This is a genomic window from Flavobacterium gyeonganense (assembly GCF_029625295.1).
In the GTDB taxonomy this organism is placed as follows: domain Bacteria; phylum Bacteroidota; class Bacteroidia; order Flavobacteriales; family Flavobacteriaceae; genus Flavobacterium; species Flavobacterium gyeonganense.
Genome location: NZ_CP121112.1, coordinates 1,306,199 through 1,324,584, shown reverse-complemented (window position 1 = coordinate 1,324,584; position 18,386 = coordinate 1,306,199). Strand labels below are relative to the sequence as shown.

Genomic DNA, 18,386 nt, shown 5'->3' with positions numbered 1-18,386 from the left:
AAGGTATTTATGAATGTAATTGAACGATTAGATTGGGATTCCTCTTTTTTTGGTTATGAAGTAGGTAGAATACAGATTGAGGATATTAATGATTTGACTACATCTGATTTTATAGAAAAATCTATTAAGTTTAGATTAATTTATATTTTTTCTAAAAATATTATTGATATTCCTAATATTAGAATAATTGATAAAAAAATAGTTTTATCCCAAAAAACGTTTTTCTTACAAAGCAATAAAAATATATTAATTCGGTCATTCGATATAAATAGAGATAGTTTTGACAGATTAAAGGAATTAGCAATACAAAGTGGTAAATATTCAAGATTTTTCTTGATAAAAACTTCGTTAATCAAGAGTTTGAAAGATTGTATATCAGATGGATTGAGAATTCCTTAACGGATAAATCTAAATTTGATGTATTGGTTGCTGTTATTGATGATCTTATAGAGGGGTTTATAACATTAATAAAGAAAAGTGAAACTGTTGTTGAAATTAGTTTATTAGCTGTTTCTCAGGAATCAAGAGGAAAGGGAATAGGGAAGCAATTAATTGTTGAATCAATTTCCAGATCAAAAGAAGCAGGACTTGATGAAATTAGAGTTACAACGCAGTTAGACAATATACCAGCAATGAGTTTATATAAATCAGCAAATTTTAAAATAATAGAATCAATAAATATTTACCATTTATGGAATTTATAATACCTTTTAATAAACCATATTTAACAGGACAAGAAACAAATTATATAAATCAAGCTGTTGAATCAGGAAAGATATCAGGCAATGGTATTTTTACAAAAAAATGTCAAAGTTTTTTTGAAGATAAATATGGGTTTAAAAAATGCTTGCTTACTACATCTTGTACTGATGCGCTTGAAATGGCAGCTATTTTATCAAATATTAAAGAAGGTGATGAAATTATAATTCCTTCATATACTTTTGTATCTACTGCGTTGGCATTTATAAGGCAAGGAGCTAAAATAGTTTTTATAGATAGTGAAGCTGACACCCCTAATATAGACGTTTCACAAATAGAAAGTTTAATTACTGCTAAAACAAAAGCTATAGTTCCTGTTCATTATGCCGGAGTGGCTTGTGATATGGATTCTATTATGGATTTGGCAAATAAATATAATTTGTTGGTAATTGAAGATGCTGCGCAGGCAATAGATTCATTTTATAAAGGTAAACCATTAGGGAGTATTGGTCATATGGCAGCTTTTTCTTTTCATGAAACAAAGAATATAATTTCAGGAGAAGGAGGACTATTGGTAATTAATGACGAGCGTTTTATTGACAGAGCTGAAATTATTTGGGAAAAAGGGACAAATAGGGCTTCTTTTTTTAGAGGAGAAATAAATAAGTACGGATGGGTGGATACCGGAAGTTCTTTTTTACCTTCTGAGATTATTGCTGCGTTTCTTTGGGCACAGTTAGAAAATCTTGATTTAATTCAAATTAGGAGAAAAAAATATCTGAAATTTATTTTAAAGGTTTAGATGGGCTAGCCAAAAAAAATAGCATCAAGCTATTTTGTGTTCCGGATTATGCAACAAACAATGGTCATATGTTCTACATCGAAACTAAAAATATAAGCGAGAGAACGGCATTATTGTCATACTTTAAGGCTAATAATATTTTAGCAGTATTCCATTATTTGAGTTTACATAAAAGTTCTTTTTATGAACAGAATTATCCCCATTATGCAAACAAACACCTGCCTAATTCAGATAGATATTCAGATACTTTAATTCGTTTGCCTTTATATTATGATTTATCAAATGAAGAAGTAAATTTTATAATTGAAAAAATTAATGTTTTCTATAATAGTCAGATATGAGTGTTGTAAAATCAAGCTTTTATTTAGCAATTTCAACAGTATTAAAAATTATATTAGGTGCCTTAAGTTTAAAAATAATTGCCTATTATATAGGTAGTAATGGTTTTGGGGTCTTGGGACAATTTATGAGTATCATATCTATTATTTCTTTAACAGCTGGATTAGGTATAACCAATGGTGTGATTAGTAATATTTCCAAAAATAAAGATTCTAAAACCGAGATGAGTCATGTTATTTCTGCGGGTTTTTGGATAGGATTTGTTTTTTCGTGTCTTCTCTTTTTTTTATTTGTTTTTTCAAATTTTATTTCTTTTCAATTATTTAAGACTAGTGAATATTCAATTGTAATTAAAGCCCTTGCATTTCTTCAGTTTTTCAACTTGTTTTCTGTGATTTTTGGAGGGTATTTAAATGGAAGGCAATATTCAAAAGACTTTTCATTTATAACAATAATATCTTCTATTATTGGTACTCTTATCTTAACGCTGTTAGTTTATTATTTTAAGGAAATAGGCTCAATGTTAGGTTTAATTATTTTATCAGTTTTTCCGGGGCTAATTCTTTTATTTCTTTATTTTGTAAAATTTAAAAAAGAAATTACAATTTTATATTTCTCTGATCTAAAATATGATACCGTAAAAAGTTTGTTGAGACATTCTGTAATGCTTGTTTTCTCATCTTGTTTACTCCCATTGAGCCAAGTTTTTGTTAGGGATTTAATTTTGATCAATAATAGTTGGAGTAATGTGGGATATTGGCAAGCAGCTCTGAAACTTTCAGAATCAGGAGTGATATTTTTGAATGTTATAATGGTTAATTATTATTTTCCTGAAATTGGAAAATGTAATCATACTGAATTAAAAAAACTAATTAATAAAGCTTATTTAATACTTGGATCATTACTTTTAGTTTATATACTATCTATGTTTTTTTTTAGGGAAATCCTGATTAGTATTTTTTTCGATGTATCTTTTAAACCTGCCCAGGATTTATTGGTTTGGCAAGCAATAGGTGATGCCTTTAAAGTTTTATGCTCTGTGTTTGGCTTTTTAGTTGTGTTTAAAGAGAGTGTTAAAATTTATTTGATACTTGAAACTATTTTGTTTTTGACTATTGTTTCTCTTTCTTATTTTTTTGTTCCTATTTACGGAACTTTAGGGGCTAATTACGCTTATGCACTTTCCTATTTTATTTATTTTATTATTGGATTATTTTATTTGAAAAACTATATTAAAAAATTTAACGTTTTATGAAGATTTTATTTGTTTATTTTGGTTTGCCAATAGGAGGAATAGAATTATTCATCGTTAAAATTGTTAAAAGGCTTAAAAAAAAATATTCATGTAAAGGTTTTATTTTATTCTAATAAAGTTGACAAAACTTTATTAGAAGAATTAAAAGTTAATGCTGATATATATTTTCTCGATGATTATTTATATATACCTGATTTTGTTAAAAAAAACAAAGCTGTATTTAAATTATTATTTCCAATAAAGGTAAATAAAATTAAAAGGGACATTTTAAATGACATATCCCATATACATGCACCAGATGTATTTTCAATTTTTTTCAGTTGTAAAATTAACCTATTAAAAGTTCCGGTTACGACAGGAGTTTATCATATCAATGAATTTAATTTCAATAAGTTCAATGCATACTTTTTTGGAAGAAAGATGGGGAATTTATTAAAGTTAATACCTGGAATGAATGTGCTTTTTTTAATGAGATTTCAAAGGAATTTTATAATCAAGAGTACAATAATAAGTTTACGAATGCTTATATCGCCCCAATTGGTGTGGAATTAGAAAAATACTTTGGTAATTTTTCAGGTGTTCAGAACGACAGAATTGTTTCTATTGGTCGCTTAACTCCTTGGAAAATGTATAATTATCATATGATTGAAGTTGTCAAAAAATTTAATGACTTAGGACTTTCTCTTCGTTATGAATCATATGGTGATGGAATAGAAAGAAAGAATCTGATGAATTTAGTGAAGCAGCTAAAGTTAGAAAAACAAGTGTTTTTTCATAATGAAATACCGTATAGTCTTTTTAAGGAGAAGATAAATAATTCTTTAATGTTTATTGGTGCCGGTACAGCATTAATAGAAGCTTCTGCTTGTGGAATTCCTTCCTTGATTGGAATTGAAAATGAGCAAAAAGCTTTAAGTTATGGATTTCTTCATGATACAAATACTTATTCCTATCAAGAAAAACAATTAGATTTTAAAATGCTTGATATAAAAGATTTTATATTGAAATTGAAAAATAGTGATTTAAAAGATTATTATGAACAATGTAATAAAGCAAGAAATAGATCGAAAGATTTTGATATAGAAAAATCGTCCATGATTTTCATGCAAATGATACAAAGTTCTGAAAGATGGACATGGAAAAGTAACTGGATTACAAATTTATTGATTTTAATTTCATTAATAAAGCACGAGTTACTTTACAAAATTAAAAAAAATGGTAAATCTTTTTCTTTGACCCGACATTAAAATGATTCCTAGTTTATTTAAACTTTATCATGCTTAAGGTATTAATAGTATTATATATACTGCTTGTTTTCTTTACTTTTTTTGATTACATAAAACTTGTAGCGAAAGTAAAACTATCAATAGCTATATTGTTGTATTTTATATTGGCTTTAATATGTGGGCTTCGGTTTGGTGATAGAGATTACGGGGTTTACATGGCGAGTTTTGATCAAGCTCCAAACTGGGGCGAGTCTGCAATGAATATGGAACCTAACTATAGGTATTTAGCTTATGGATTTAAAATGTTGGGATTTTCATGGGAGTTTTTTGTTTTATTCTTTGCTTTTTTTAGTGTTGGTTTAATGTTTCTGTTTTTGAAGAAATATACTCCTTTTATATTTTTAGCAGTACTCATTTATTTTTCACATGCTTTTATATTAAGAGATATGATGCAAATACGTTCATCTCTTGCTATAGGTATAGTTATGTTTAGTATCCCCTATATTGAAAATAGAAATTTTTTAAAAACTTTATTTATAGTATTGTTTTCAGGGCTTTTTCATTTTGTAGGATATTTTTTTATTATTATTTATTTTCTATACCCTTGGTTTAGCATTAAGAGAGCTATCTATGTACTCTTAATAGGTATGATAATAGGAGGCGTTTTAAATCAGACTTTTTTTGAATATATATTAGAAATAACAAACCTTCAAATAATTTATTATTATTTGAATGATGAACTATATAATTATAATTTAGGATTGTTAAATCCCGTTTTAATAAAACATATTTTAGTTATTGTTGTATTGTTGATAAATTATGATTTTTTTAAACAAAAAGTACCTTGCTTTGATGTGATGATAACGAGTTATTTAGTCGCGTTTTTTTGCCTTTCAGCATTTAATAGTTTCGCATTGTTAGCGGGAAGAATCGGAACACTTTTTTCCAATGTAGAACATGTCTTAATTCCCTCACTATTCTTTTTGAAATATAAAAGAATCACTTTGTTTTTAATTATAGCTTATTCATTTGTCGCCTTTCATGCTAAATGGGAAGATTTATCGTTGGTACAATTTGTATTTGACAAATAATAGAATATATGAAAATTGCGTTTATAATTCCTAGCTTAGCCAATCAAGGTCCCGTAATAGTTGTGAAGGATCTCATTAATGAATTAATAAAAAAAGTAGATCACATTGATGTATATTATTTTGATGAAAATCCTGAGCTAAAATTGGCATGTACCACTACGAGAATATCTTTTAGGGAGAAAATTAAGTTTGATGATTATGATATTATACATACTCACATGTTAAGACCTGATTTGTATATATGGTATCATTCTAAAAGCGTAAATAGAGCAAAATGCGTATCTACATTACATCAGGATATTTTTCAAAATTTGAAGTCCAGTTATAATTTTCTAATAGCTGCCATATTTGAAAAAATTTGGATTGAATCTTTGAAATCCAAACAAGCAATTGTTACCTTAACTCACACAATGCGAAATCAATATGCTAAAAAAATTAAAGTAAGCAAACTTCATACTATTTACAATGGGAGACCATTTTTTCAATTTGATGAATTGAAAGAGATAGATGAAATGGATAAAAAAGAAATAATAAAGTTAAAAAAGAAATATAAAATTATTGGGATTTCAGCTCTGTTAACAAAAAGAAAAGGAATTGCTCAAATAATAATGGCTTTGCCATATCTAAATGACTTTGCATTAATTGTTATTGGAAATGGAAAAGAAAAAGACAATTTAGTTAAGTTGGCAGCTAATTTAAAAATTAGTCATAAAATCTTATTTTTGGGTTATCGATTGGAAGCAATTAGATATTTTAAGTTTTTTGATTTTTATGCAATGTCTTCTTATTCAGAGGGTTTTCCGTTAAGTTTATTAGAGGCTGGCAACGCATCATTACCAACACTATGCTCTAATATTCCAATTTTTAAAGAATTATTTTCTAAAAATGAAGTTTCTTTTTTTGAATTAGATGACGTAAAATCACTGGTGAATTCAATTATTAATTTAGAAAAAAATAGTGAAATGTTTTCACAAAACATTTATAAAAAAGTTAATAAACTGTACAGTGTCAATAATATGTCAGAAAATTACTTACTACTTTATGAAAAGATGCTTAAGTAGAATGAAATTTGTAAATAAATCTAGTTAAACAAATAATAAAATGAAAATTTCATCAAGTATAGTTCTATACAATAACAAAAAAAATGAAGTTTCGAGAACTATTAAATCAATTTTTGAAAAAGAAATATCATTACATTTATTTTTAATTGATAATTCATTAAATAGGGATCTAGAAGTTTTAAAAGATATTAATATAAACATAGAATATATCCATAATCCTTCTAATCCAGGCTTTGGTGCTGCTCATAATATAGGTATAGAAAAGGCCATTCAAATGGGATCTGAATATCATTTCATAATTAATCCAGATATTTATTTCACAGTAAATGTAATTGAGTCAATGGCTAATTATATGAAAAATAATTCCACTGTAGGTATGATGATGCCACAAATATTGAATGTAGACGGAACAATTCAAAATTTGCCAAAGTTATTACCTAGCCCTTGGAGTATTATTCTGAGAAAATTGAGCAAGAATACAGTACTATATCAAAAATTCATAAATAATTACGAACTTCGAGAGGCTCAGAGTAAGATATATAACGCTCCCGTTCTTTCTGGTTGTTTTACATTGCTCAATATGGAGGCTATTAAAAAAATAGGAATGTATGATAGTAAATTTTTCATGTATTTTGAAGATTGGGATTTATCAAGGAGAATGCATAAAAATTATAAAACGGTTTATTATCCATCAGTTTCAGTTTTTCATGGATATAATTCTGGTGCAAATAAAAGTTTGAAATTGTTCGTGGTCTATATTACATCTGCAATTATTTATTTCAATAAGTGGGGGTGGTTTTTTGATAAAAATAGAAAAGAAATTAATAAAAAAGCCTTGCTTCAATTTCAATAAATGAAAATAATAATTACAGGAGTGTCTGGCTTTGTGGGAGGGAATCTTCATAATTACTTAAAGACCTCAAATGTTGTAGAATCTTTAAATGCTAGGTATTTATCTAATCAACATTTTGAAATAGATGGAAATGCTGTAATTCATTTAGCAGGAAAAGCACATGATTTAAAAAAGGTATCAAATCCTTCAAATTATTATGAGGCCAATTTTGAGTTGACAAAACAATTATTTGATGGTTTTTTGGCTTCTGAAGCGACAGTTTTTATTTTCATGAGTACAGTAAAAGCTGTAGCAGATCGGGTTAAGGGAATATTAAATGAGGATGAAATTCCAAACCCTAAAACACATTATGGTGTTGCAAAGCGTCAAGCAGAACAATATATATTAAGTAAAGAATTGCCAAAAGGTAAACGAGTGTATATTCTAAGGCCTTGTATGATTCATGGGCCAGGAAATAAAGGAAATTTGAATTTGTTATACCAAATGACTATAAAAGGATGGCCTTGGCCATTGGGAGCATTTGATAATAAACGTTCTTTTTTGAGTATTGAAAATCTTTGTTTTGTGATTAAAGAATTGCTTGAAAATACATCAGTTCCTTCAGGAGTCTATCAGGTAGCGGATGATATTTCCTTGTCTACCAATGAACTGATTCAATTGTTAGGAGAAAGTTTGGGAAAGAAAACGAAAATTTGGAAAATTAATGCAGATTTTATAAAATTTTTAGCCCATATGGGGGATAAAATTTGTCTTCCGCTTAATTCTGAACGTTTACAAAAACTAACGGAGAATTATGTGGTTAGTAATTCGAAAATAGTTAAAGCTATAGGAAAGCCAATGCCTGTTGAAGCAAGGACAGGGTTGTTGAAAACTTTTGAGTCGTTTAAAACTTAGCGACTGGTGATTTTTATTTTTAATGTTTTTACTACAGATTTTAAAAGTATAAGAATATATCATACATCCGATGTGTTATATCAGCATATCAGCTTTTTTAAATAATGAAATAAATGCAATACACAATATTAGGTTTTCTCTTAATGATTTTAATGCTACTGTACTTTAAGGTAGCAAATCATTTTAATATCATCGATAAACCCAACGAGAGAAGCTCTCATACAGAAATCACATTACGAGGCGGCGGGATTATTTTTTGGTTCTCTGCCCTAATTTATTTTACAAAACATATGCAGACTAATTATTTATTGTTTACAGGCATTACATTGGTCAGCTTAGTCAGTTTTTGGGATGATATTCAGAGCTTATCAAATAAAATAAGGATTTCAGTTCATTTTCTGGCACTCACCCTGCTGCTTTTGGATTTAGGAGTTTTTAATAATACGTCATTTTTTATTATTGTATTGATTTATATTGCAGGAATTGGTTTTATAAACATTTATAACTTCATGGACGGTATAAATGGTATTACAGGCTTATACACTTTGGTAATTATGGGGTCATTATTGTATGTCAATAAAAATATTCAGTTATTTACAGACGGCATTTTTATAAAATACTCCATGATTGCGAGTTTGGTTTTTCTGTTCTTCAATTATAGAAAAAGAGCGAAGTGTTTTGCAGGTGATGTTGGAAGTATAGCAATTGCTTTCTGGGTGATTTATTTTATATTAAAATTAATTTTAATAACAAATTCGGCGATCTGGATTTTGTTTTTTGCAGTTTATGGAACGGACGGTGTGTGCACTATATTGCATCGTTTGTATCTGAAACAAAATATTTTTAAAGCTCACCGTTTATATTTATATCAGATTTTAAGCAACGAATATAAAATTGAGCACAGATTAGTTGCACTATATTACGCTTTAGTACAAATAGCAGTATCTGCGGTGGTAATATTTTTATATCAAAAAGTTCATACTTTAGTAATATTTGTAATAGTTATAGTTCCTTTATTTTTAATCTATACTTCTAAATTTTATTTAATGCAAAAAAAGAATTTAAAATTAAGTTAATGGAGGCTAAAGTAATTCAAGGAGGAAATTTTTCCGATCACAGAGGAACTATTTCTTATGTAAATGATTTTAGTTTTAAGAACATCGAAAGATTTTACATCATCAGCAATTCTGATGAAAATCCAATCCGCGCATGGCAAGGACATAAACTAGATGCTAAAAATTTTTATTGCATTAATGGTGCATTCAAAATTCACTTTGTGAAAATTGATAACTGGGAAAATCCCTCAAAAGATTTACAAGTTGAAACTATAATCATGAATACTGAAGAAAGTAAAATTGTACATATCCCTGCAGGTTATGCAAATGCAATTGAATCTTTAGAAGCAGGGTCAAAATTAATGTCATTTTCTACTTTGCCATTGGCTGCAGTCGCAGAAGATGATGTTCGTTATGCTTCAGATTATTGGCAAATTAATGAAGAATAAACGAATTTTTTTATCACTCTCAAAACAAAGCGGTTTTGAAAAACAGTATATCCAGAAAGCATTTGATGATAACTGGATTACTTCAGGAGGGCCAAATGTAAATGATTTTGAAAAAGTTTTAGAAAATTATCTTGGTGCTGACTCGCATGTAACAGCAGTAAATTCGGGAACATCTGCAATTCATTTGGCTTTAGTTTCATTAGGAGTTGGAATTGATGATGAAGTAATTTGTCAAAGTTTAACGTTTTCGGCATCGGCTAATCCAATTTTATATCAAAGAGCAATTCCGGTATTTGTAGACAGCGAGCCCGAAACCTGGAATATGTGCCCTGAGAACCTTGAAAAAGCAATTTGCGAAAGAATTGAAAAAGGAAAAAAACCTAAAGCAATTATAGCTGTTCATTTGTATGGTACTCCATACAAAGTTGATGAAATTCATGCAATTGCCGGACGATATGAAATTCCAGTTATTGAGGATAGTGCAGAGGCTTTAGGAAGTTCCTACAAAGGCAAGAAATGCGGGACGTTTGGGACATTTGGAGTTTTGTCTTTTAATGGTAATAAAATCATAACCACATCAGGAGGAGGGGCTTTAATTTCGAAATCAAAACAAGCAAAAGAGAAAGCCATTTTTTATGCAACCCAATCAAAAGATGAAGCGGTGCATTATCAGCATAGTGAAATAGGCTATAACTACAGGATGAGTAATATTTGTGCCGGAGTCGGACTTGGTCAGATGGAGATTTTGGATAAAAATATAGACTCCAGAATAGAGATGAATCACTTTTACAAGGAAATCTTTAAGAATGTAAAAGAAATAGAAGTATTCCAGACAGCCAATGATGATTTTTTTCTAATTATTGGTTAAGTACAATTTTAATTAATGAGAATAAAAATATAAACCGGAAAACTTTAAGGCTTGCATTTGAAACTGCCAATATTGAATGCCGGCCTATTTGGAAACCCATGCATTTACAGCCGCTTTTTTCAGGTTATCCCTATTACGGCGGTAATGTAGCTGAAAATTTATTTACAAGAGGGCTGTGTCTGCCTTCTGGCTCTCATCTGACAGAACAAGAAAAAGACAGAATAAAAGAGGTAATTCATAACTTCTTGAATAATTATAATAGTTAAAATGAAAATTGAAGAAACATTTATAAAAGATTTATTAATAGTTGAGCCAACAGTTTTTGGCGATGAGAGAGGTTATTTTTTTGAAGCTTATAGTAAGACAAAATTTCAAAATTTAGGAATAGATATTGAATTTGTTCAGGATAACCAGTCTTTTTCTAAAAAAGATACTTTACGTGGTTTACATTATCAAAACCCTCCTTTTGCACAAACAAAACTGGTTAGGGTTCTGGAAGGAGAAATAATGGATGTAGCAATAGATTTAAGAAAGGATTCTTCAACTTACGGAAAGTCATTTAGTATATTACTTTCTGCAGAAAATAAAAAGCAATTGCTGGTTCCTCAGGGATTTGCTCATGGTTTTTCTGTTCTCAGTGAAACAGCATCTGTAATGTATAAATGTGACCAATTTTATAACAAAGGTTCAGAAGGCGGAATCAAATTTGATGATCCATCCTTAAGTATTGATTGGGGAATAGATCTAAATGATGCAATTGTCTCTGAAAAAGATCAGGTTTTGCCTTTTATCCAAAACTGTAATAGTCTGTTTTAATGAAAAAAATTTTAGTAACAGGAGCGAAAGGACAATTAGGGTCAGAACTTTCAGAACTTTCCTCTGATTATTCTCAGTATGAATGGATCTTTGCAGACAGAACTCAGGTCACTTTAGATAATCTGGATCTGCTAAAAACTCAGTTGAATGAAATAAGACCGAATATAATTTTAAATTGTGGAGCTTACACAGCTGTTGATAAGGCAGAATCAGAAAAAAAACTGGCTTTTACAGTAAATCATTTAGCAGTAGAATTAATAGCGAAATATGCAAAAGACAATAATGTAAAATTAATTCATATTTCTACAGATTATGTATTTGATGGCACTTCTTCAGTAGCTTTGGATGAAGAGGCGCAAACAAATCCAATAAATAGCTATGGTGCCAGTAAATTAGCAGGTGAAACAGCTTGTTTAAAAGAAAATCCAGACTCTATTGTTATCAGGACTTCCTGGGTGTATAGTAAATTTGGAAATAATTTTGTTAAAACAATGCAGCGACTTATGAATGAGAAGGATACAGTTAATGTAGTAAATGATCAGGTTGGTTCTCCTACTTATGCTGCAGATCTGGCAAAAGCCATGATACTTATTTTGGAAGCCGAAAAATGGTTACCCGGAATCTATAATTATTCTAATGAGGGTGAAATAAGCTGGTATGAATTTGCGTTGAGTATCCAAGAACTTGGAGATTATAATTGTGATGTAGGAGGTATTCCATCTTCATCATATCCAACTCCGGCAAAACGTCCTGAATTTTCATTATTGGATAAGAAAAAATAAAAAAAGTTTATAATTTGGATATTCCCAATTATAAAGAAAGTTTAAAGAAGATGTTTTAAATTAGAAATTACGATTTAGTATATAAATAACACTAGCTTATGAAAGGAATTATACTTGCGGGAGGTTCCGGCACCCGTTTACATCCATTAACACTAGCTATGAGCAAGCAAATGATGCCAGTGTATGATAAACCAATGATTTATTATCCATTATCAACACTAATGATGTCGGGGATAAATGAAATATTGATTATTTCTACACCTCACGATTTACCTAATTTTAAAAAACTGTTAGGAGACGGTTCTAACTTAGGATGTAAATTCAGTTATGCGGAACAGGCTGTCCCAAATGGTTTGGCTCAGGCTTTTGTAATCGGTGAAGAGTTTATAGGCAATGATGATGTAGCTTTAATATTGGGAGATAACATTTTTTTTGGATCTAATATGCAGGAACTTTTAAAGTCAAATACAAAGCCTAACGGAGCTGTAGTTTTTGCATATCATGTTTCTGATCCCGAAAGGTATGGAGTAGTAGAATTTGATGAAAATCTACAAGCTATTTCTATCGAAGAAAAGCCTCAAAATCCAAAATCAAGTTATGCAGTTCCGGGATTATATTTTTATGATAATTCAGTTGTAGAAATTGCTAAAAGTATTAAGCCAAGTGCCAGAGGTGAATATGAAATCACCGATGTAAACAAAGCATATTTAGAAAAAGGTTTGTTAAAGGTTGGTATTTTAAGCAGAGGAACAGCCTGGCTTGATACAGGGACCTTTAATAGCTTAATGCAGGCGGGACAATTTGTTCAGGTTCTAGAAGAAAGACAGGGATTAAAAGTAGGTTGCATTGAAGAAATTGCGTGGCGACAAGGGTTTATCTCAGATGGAGAACTAGAAGAACTTGCTTTACCATTGATTAAATCAGGATATGGTTCTTATCTAATGGAATTTTTAAGGCAGAAAAAAAGGAAACCGATTTTAATTTTAAAAGGATTTTTAAAACCATTAATTAGTATTTTTGTAAGTGTAAATTTTCAATACTAAAAATAACTAGCTTGGATACAAACCCATTAACTGAAATAGCAGCTTTGTTGTATAATAAATTTTCTCCAAGAAATATTAAGGCAAACATTAATAATCTTAGTTATCTGCCAAGATGGATTATTGTTGCGATTGATATAATGGTTCTTTTATTTTCATTTACATTTACTTATATGTTGTTTGAAGGAACAGCCATAGGTTATATTGTAACTTCATATCATTTTTATTTTATATCAAGTCTTATTATTGTTAATGTGTTTTTTTTCTGGCTTTTTAGAACATATTCAGGAATAATTAGGCACTCTTCATATATAGATGCAATAAAGCTGTTATTTTCTCAAATCTCAGTTTTAATTTTCTTTTTGATTATTAATTTAGTTTTTGAATTATATTCTGGACATAAGGCATTTTTAAATACAGCACTTTTTATAAACTTAGTACTGTCTTTTTGTGGATTATTTTTATATAGAGTAGTTGTAAAACAGACTTTTGAAATTTATTTTTCTGAAAAAACTGATTCAAAATTAATTCGGACGGTTATTTATGGAACAGATGCTAACGCAATTTCTGTAGCAAATGCACTAAAATTTGAAACTCCTTCAAGATTTAAGATAGTTGGTTTTGTAGATAAAAACAGCCAGAATGCATCTAAAAGAATGTTGGATTTGCCTATATTGATTCAAAAGAAAAGATTACCTGCTTTAATGCGTTCCGTTGCCGCAGAGGGTGTTATTATTGCAGACAAAAGTTTATCTAAAGATGAACAGTTGATTATTGTTGACCAATGTTTGGAATTCAATTATAGAGTATACACAGTGCCGTTAATTTCTGATTGGGAAAACCAAAAAGAAATTTCTCAAAAAGTAAAGAATATTCAGATTGAGGATTTGTTAGAAAGAAAGCCGATTGTATTAGACAGTAAATCAATATCTAAACAATTAAAGGATAAAGTTATACTCATTACCGGTGCGGCTGGTTCAATTGGAAGTGAAATTGTAAGACAGGTTTTAGGCTTTAATCCCAAAACAATTGTGATTTTAGATCATGCAGAAACTCCTTTGCATAATTTATGTTTAGAAACCTTTGCACTAGACTCTCAAACTAAAATAAGAGCAGTTATTGCAGATGTTAAAAGTAAAAAAGCTTTAGAAAAAGTATTTGCTGATTTTAGGCCACAGGTAGTTTTTCATGCGGCTGCTTATAAACATGTTCCTTTGATGGAAGAAAATCCTTCACAAGCAATACTTACAAATGTTAAGGGAACAAAAAATTTAGCAGATTTGTCTTGTAAGTATAATGTAAAGAAATTTGTCATGGTTTCTACTGATAAAGCTGTAAATCCTAGCAACGTGATGGGAGCCAGTAAACGTATTGCTGAAAAATATGTACAGTCGTTATTTTTAAAAAATCAAAGAGAACAGCCAGAATGTAAAACTAAGTTTATTACAACCCGTTTTGGAAATGTTTTAGGTTCTAATGGTTCAGTAGTACCTCTATTTACAAAACAAATTGCAGAAGGAGGGCCGGTAACAATTACCCATCAGGATATTATTCGCTATTTTATGACTATTCCTGAAGCTTGTCAGTTGGTTTTGGAAGCAGGAGCAATGGGAAATGGGGGCGAAATTTACATATTTGATATGGGAAAACCGGTAAAGATTATTGATTTAGCTAAAAAAATGATTAAGTTAGCGGGCTTTATTCCTGAGAAAGAGATAAAAATAAAAATTGTTGGTCTTAGGCCAGGTGAAAAATTATATGAAGAACTGCTAAACGATACTTCTAAAACGTTGCCTACTTATCATAATAAAATTATGATAGCACAGGAAATCCAGGATGAATATGAAAGTTTACATTCTGAAATTGAAGAACTCATAGCAATTGCAAATTTTTACACTAATGATGAAATAGTAAGTAAAATGAAAAAAATAGTTCCTGAATTTAAAAGTATGAATTCTACTTTTGAAGTTTTGGATAAATAAACAGTTTGATTAATATTATATAAATAGGTGTTTTTTATAGAAAAACGCCTTTTTGCTTTTTAACCTTTTTTTAAACGGGTAAAAATCCTGTTAATTACAAAATGAATAATACAGATAACAAAGATTGGTTGTTTGAAATAACACCGAAAAATAACTTCTTTTCTCTAAATTTTAAAGAAATTTGGCAATACAGGGATTTATTATTTCTTTTCGTAAAACGGGATGTTATTACAGTTTATAAGCAAACAGTTTTAGGACCCCTTTGGTATTTGATACAACCCTTGTTTACATCTGTGACATTTACTATAATTTTTAATAATGTAGCAGGAATTAACACAGGTACAATACCTCCATTTTTATTTAATTTGGCAGGAATTACAATTTGGAGTTACTTTACAGCTTGTCTTAGTGGAACTTCTGATACTTTCAAATCCAATGCCTACATTTTTGGCAAGGTTTATTTTCCAAGGATTATAACGCCGCTTTCAGTTGTAATTTCTAATTTAATTAAATTCGGGATTCAATTTTTAATATTTATAGGATTTTATTTTTTTTATTATTTTCAGGGGTATAATTTAGTATTGAATATTTCGATATTATTTTTCCCGGTTTTAATCGCTGTTATGGGGATTTTAGGATTGGGTTTAGGAATGCTAATCTCATCATTGGTTACTAAATACAGGGATTTTAGCCATCTTGTTACTTTTGGAATACAATTATTAATGTATCTGTCTGCTGTAATGTATCCAATGGCATTGATAAAAGACAAATTGCCTAAGTTTGGCTGGTTAGTAGAGTATAATCCATTGGCATACATTATCGAAACTTCCCGCTATATGCTTTTAAGTACAGGGCAAATTTCAATATTTGGATTATTCTATACGTTTTTCGTTACTATAACATTATTTTTTACAGGTCTTTTGATTTTTAATAGAACTGAAAAAAGTTTTATAGATACTGTATAAAGAAATAATATTAAAAATCAATTTTAATATATTCCAGAATAACATTTTTTACCTTAATACAATTCTAAATTGAAAGATATAATTTTAAAAGCTGAAAATATTTCTAAGCAATATCGTTTAGGACAAGTTGGCACTGGCACTTTAAGTCATGACCTGAATCGTTGGTGGCATCAGATACGGGGTAAAGAAAATCCGTATTTAAAGATAGGTGACACCAATGACCGATCTACAAAAGGGACATCAGATTATGTATGGGCATTGCAGGACATTAATTTTGAAGTAGAAAGAGGGGAAGTACTTGGGATTATTGGCAAAAACGGAGCAGGAAAATCAACACTTTTAAAAATTCTATCAAAAGTAACCGCACCTACTACCGGAAGCATTAAATCACGTGGTCGAATTGCTTCGCTTTTAGAAGTCGGTACAGGATTCAACGGAGAAATGACTGGGCGTGAAAATATTTTCTTAAATGGAGCCATTTTAGGAATGACCAAAAAAGAGATAAGCTCAAAATTGGAAGAGATTATAGAGTTTTCAGGTTGTGAGCGTTACATTGATACACCTGTAAAACGATATAGCAGCGGAATGACGGTACGTTTAGCATTCGCAGTAGCTGCTTTTTTAGAACCTGAAGTTTTGGTTGTCGATGAGGTACTTGCTGTAGGTGATGCCGAATTTCAAAAAAAAGCCATTGGAAAGATGCAGGACATTTCGAAAGGTGAAGGGAGAACGGTTCTTTTTGTGAGCCATAATATGGCAGCTGTAAAGGGTTTGTGTACTAGAGGATTAGTCTTGGAGCATGGAAAAGTTGTTTTTGAAGGTGGAATTAATGAAAGTGTTGGACATTATTTAAAATCAGATGTAGAACAATTAAGTTGGAGAGGAATTGATGGAGATCATACGGTACAATTAATAGCCACAGAAGTTTTTGTAGAATCCAAATCTGCTGTGTTTATGAATTTTGACACTATTAATATTACTATGAGTTTTATTTTAAATGAAAACTTTAATGATTTAGTTATAGGTTTATCTATTGCTTCAGTGTCTAAAGGGCCAATTATTGGGATGCTGTATAATGATTATAATAATTATCAGAAATTTGAAAAAGGGAACTATACCATATCTTTTGCGATACCGCCTTACAGCTTAGCGACGGGTGACTATGAAGTAAATTTCAATATGTCCATTCACAATGTAAAAAAGTTTACAAGTGATAAATCTAAACTTACTTTTAGTGTTTTATCTGAAAGTGAATTGGGAAATAAATTTTATATACAAAATCATCCAGAATATAATTCAGTTTGTCGCCCTAATTGGTTTTCATATTTAAAAAAATTATAAGAATTCAAAAACTAAGATTTAAAAAGGAATAAAAAAAGGAAAATAACTATTGATTTTGAATGTTTTAAGTTAATGTAAACTTGTTTGTAGGTCATGGGCAATAATAAAAGTAATGTAACTTTTGAAATAAAAGTTTATGAAAATGATTGGGAATATATTTTAAAAGGCAATTATCTTGATAAAATTATTGAGAGATGCAATTATCAGTTTACAAACCGCATTTTATTAATTAATAATGTTACTAATGTTGAAAAGGTTAAAAAATACGCAGAGAAAAAAGTATTAAATGGTGTTTTAGATGCTTATTTCTTAGTTGAAGATTATGCTAATGAAGTTTTAAATTATTTTGGTATTCAAAAGGACTCTTTTGCTGGAGGTTATTATTATTCAATATCTGAACTAGTGAGTATTTATTTATGCAAAACAGAATTTTTACTTCATTTTTCGAGTGATTCTTTTTTGGAAGATAGTAATGTAAATTGGATAGATAGTGCAATCAAGATTTTTAATGAAAGAGATGATATTGTTGTTGCAAATCCAGCTTGGAATTTTGCGTATGAATATGCTAAAAAGTCGTCTATTTCTGAAATAGATGACTTTTATATTGGGTATGGATTTTCTGACCAATGTTTTTTAATTAAATGCATTGATTTTAAAAAGCCTATTTATAATGAATATCATATTGATTCTGAAAGATATCCAAAGTATGGGGGGGAATTATTTGAAAAAAGAGTCGATAGTTTTATGCGTAATTATAATAAATTAAGGATTACAAGCAAAAAAGTAAGTTATATACATATCAATTTTCCTAAAAAAATTAATTTCCTAAAAAAATATATTTTAAATACTTTATTAATAGGCGATTGAA

General features: G+C 29.4%; 17 protein-coding genes and 3 pseudogenes. All 20 read left to right on the top strand.

Going from position 1 to position 18,386, the window contains the following annotated elements:
- Window positions 1–9 precede the first annotated feature (9 nt).
- The 20 genes and pseudogenes from P5P89_RS05760 to P5P89_RS05665 all read left to right on the top strand — a co-directional run bounded on the left by P5P89_RS05760 (window position 10) and on the right by P5P89_RS05665 (window position 18,385).
- Window positions 10–399, top strand: a complete 390-nt coding sequence (locus tag P5P89_RS05760) for a hypothetical protein (RefSeq protein WP_278011123.1) — start codon at window positions 10–12, stop codon at window positions 397–399.
- Window positions 369–704: a GNAT family N-acetyltransferase gene (locus tag P5P89_RS05755; RefSeq protein ID WP_340696529.1), complete on the top strand. Its 336-nt coding sequence runs from the start codon at window positions 369–371 to the stop codon at window positions 702–704. Before P5P89_RS05760 ends, P5P89_RS05755 begins: the two co-directional genes overlap by 31 nt.
- Window positions 692–1,842, top strand: a pseudogene (gene rffA, locus P5P89_RS05750) (dTDP-4-amino-4,6-dideoxygalactose transaminase). Before P5P89_RS05755 ends, rffA begins: the two are co-directional and overlap by 13 nt.
- Window positions 1,839–3,095 carry an O-antigen translocase gene (locus P5P89_RS05745; RefSeq protein WP_278011121.1) on the top strand — a complete coding sequence of 419 codons (1,257 nt, stop codon included), beginning with the start codon at window positions 1,839–1,841 and terminating at the stop codon, window positions 3,093–3,095. Before rffA ends, P5P89_RS05745 begins: the two are co-directional and overlap by 4 nt.
- 60 nt (window positions 3,096–3,155) lie before the next feature.
- A complete protein-coding gene (locus P5P89_RS05740) occupies window positions 3,156–3,647 on the top strand; it encodes a hypothetical protein (RefSeq protein WP_278011120.1) in 492 nt (163 codons plus the stop codon).
- A complete protein-coding gene (locus tag P5P89_RS05735; protein WP_278011119.1) occupies window positions 3,638–4,342 on the top strand; it encodes a glycosyltransferase in 705 nt (234 codons plus the stop codon). Before P5P89_RS05740 ends, P5P89_RS05735 begins: the two co-directional genes overlap by 10 nt.
- Window positions 4,343–4,371: 29 nt before the next feature.
- A complete protein-coding gene (locus tag P5P89_RS05730; protein WP_278011118.1) occupies window positions 4,372–5,412 on the top strand; it encodes an EpsG family protein in 1,041 nt (346 codons plus the stop codon).
- Between the two features lie 8 nt (window positions 5,413–5,420).
- A complete protein-coding gene (locus P5P89_RS05725; RefSeq protein WP_278011117.1) occupies window positions 5,421–6,473 on the top strand; it encodes a glycosyltransferase family 4 protein in 1,053 nt (350 codons plus the stop codon).
- A gap of 40 nt (window positions 6,474–6,513) precedes the next feature.
- Complete coding sequence (locus tag P5P89_RS05720) at window positions 6,514–7,326, top strand: glycosyltransferase (RefSeq protein WP_278011116.1); 813 nt, start codon at window positions 6,514–6,516, stop codon at window positions 7,324–7,326.
- The gene (locus P5P89_RS05715; RefSeq protein WP_278011115.1) at window positions 7,327–8,220 is read left to right on the top strand and encodes an NAD-dependent epimerase/dehydratase family protein; all 894 of its coding nucleotides are present in this window, start codon (window positions 7,327–7,329) and stop codon (window positions 8,218–8,220) included. It begins immediately after the preceding gene.
- 113 nt (window positions 8,221–8,333) lie between these two features.
- Window positions 8,334–9,296, top strand: a complete 963-nt coding sequence (locus tag P5P89_RS05710) for an MraY family glycosyltransferase (protein WP_278011114.1) — start codon at window positions 8,334–8,336, stop codon at window positions 9,294–9,296.
- Window positions 9,296–9,724 (top strand): WxcM-like domain-containing protein, encoded by a 429-nt coding sequence (locus tag P5P89_RS05705; RefSeq protein WP_278011113.1) that lies wholly within the window; start codon window positions 9,296–9,298, stop codon window positions 9,722–9,724. The genes P5P89_RS05710 and P5P89_RS05705 overlap by 1 nt, the downstream gene beginning before the upstream one ends.
- Window positions 9,714–10,858, top strand: a pseudogene (locus tag P5P89_RS05700) (DegT/DnrJ/EryC1/StrS family aminotransferase). Before P5P89_RS05705 ends, P5P89_RS05700 begins: the two are co-directional and overlap by 11 nt.
- Window position 10,859: 1 nt before the next feature.
- The gene (gene rfbC / locus P5P89_RS05695) at window positions 10,860–11,408 is read left to right on the top strand and encodes a dTDP-4-dehydrorhamnose 3,5-epimerase (RefSeq protein WP_278011112.1); all 549 of its coding nucleotides are present in this window, start codon (window positions 10,860–10,862) and stop codon (window positions 11,406–11,408) included.
- Window positions 11,408–12,249 (top strand): annotated as a pseudogene (rfbD, locus tag P5P89_RS05690) (dTDP-4-dehydrorhamnose reductase). The gene rfbC and the pseudogene rfbD overlap by 1 nt, the downstream one beginning before the upstream one ends.
- A gap of 39 nt (window positions 12,250–12,288) precedes the next feature.
- Window positions 12,289–13,233, top strand: a complete 945-nt coding sequence (gene rfbA / locus P5P89_RS05685) for a glucose-1-phosphate thymidylyltransferase RfbA (protein WP_278011111.1) — start codon at window positions 12,289–12,291, stop codon at window positions 13,231–13,233.
- A gap of 11 nt (window positions 13,234–13,244) precedes the next feature.
- Window positions 13,245–15,212 (top strand): polysaccharide biosynthesis protein, encoded by a 1,968-nt coding sequence (locus P5P89_RS05680; RefSeq protein WP_278011110.1) that lies wholly within the window; start codon window positions 13,245–13,247, stop codon window positions 15,210–15,212.
- A gap of 101 nt (window positions 15,213–15,313) precedes the next feature.
- On the top strand, window positions 15,314–16,177 hold the full coding sequence (locus P5P89_RS05675; RefSeq protein WP_278011109.1) for an ABC transporter permease: 864 nt from the start codon (window positions 15,314–15,316) through the stop codon (window positions 16,175–16,177).
- A 69-nt stretch (window positions 16,178–16,246) separates the two neighbouring features.
- The gene (locus tag P5P89_RS05670) at window positions 16,247–17,518 is read left to right on the top strand and encodes an ABC transporter ATP-binding protein (RefSeq protein WP_278011108.1); all 1,272 of its coding nucleotides are present in this window, start codon (window positions 16,247–16,249) and stop codon (window positions 17,516–17,518) included.
- A gap of 93 nt (window positions 17,519–17,611) precedes the next feature.
- Window positions 17,612–18,385 (top strand): hypothetical protein, encoded by a 774-nt coding sequence (locus P5P89_RS05665; RefSeq protein ID WP_278011107.1) that lies wholly within the window; start codon window positions 17,612–17,614, stop codon window positions 18,383–18,385.
- Window position 18,386 lies beyond the last annotated feature (1 nt).

Coding starts and splice junctions, on each gene's coding strand:
- P5P89_RS05760 (WP_278011123.1), top strand. CDS start 10: ATGAATGTAATTGAACGATTAGATTGGGATTCCTCTTTTTTTGGTTAT.
- P5P89_RS05745 (WP_278011121.1), top strand. CDS start 1,839: ATGAGTGTTGTAAAATCAAGCTTTTATTTAGCAATTTCAACAGTATTA.
- P5P89_RS05730 (WP_278011118.1), top strand. CDS start 4,372: ATGCTTAAGGTATTAATAGTATTATATATACTGCTTGTTTTCTTTACT.
- P5P89_RS05725 (WP_278011117.1), top strand. CDS start 5,421: ATGAAAATTGCGTTTATAATTCCTAGCTTAGCCAATCAAGGTCCCGTA.
- P5P89_RS05720 (WP_278011116.1), top strand. CDS start 6,514: ATGAAAATTTCATCAAGTATAGTTCTATACAATAACAAAAAAAATGAA.
- P5P89_RS05715 (WP_278011115.1), top strand. CDS start 7,327: ATGAAAATAATAATTACAGGAGTGTCTGGCTTTGTGGGAGGGAATCTT.
- P5P89_RS05710 (WP_278011114.1), top strand. CDS start 8,334: ATGCAATACACAATATTAGGTTTTCTCTTAATGATTTTAATGCTACTG.
- P5P89_RS05705 (WP_278011113.1), top strand. CDS start 9,296: ATGGAGGCTAAAGTAATTCAAGGAGGAAATTTTTCCGATCACAGAGGA.
- rfbC (WP_278011112.1), top strand. CDS start 10,860: ATGAAAATTGAAGAAACATTTATAAAAGATTTATTAATAGTTGAGCCA.
- rfbA (WP_278011111.1), top strand. CDS start 12,289: ATGAAAGGAATTATACTTGCGGGAGGTTCCGGCACCCGTTTACATCCA.
- P5P89_RS05675 (WP_278011109.1), top strand. CDS start 15,314: ATGAATAATACAGATAACAAAGATTGGTTGTTTGAAATAACACCGAAA.
- P5P89_RS05665 (WP_278011107.1), top strand. CDS start 17,612: ATGGGCAATAATAAAAGTAATGTAACTTTTGAAATAAAAGTTTATGAA.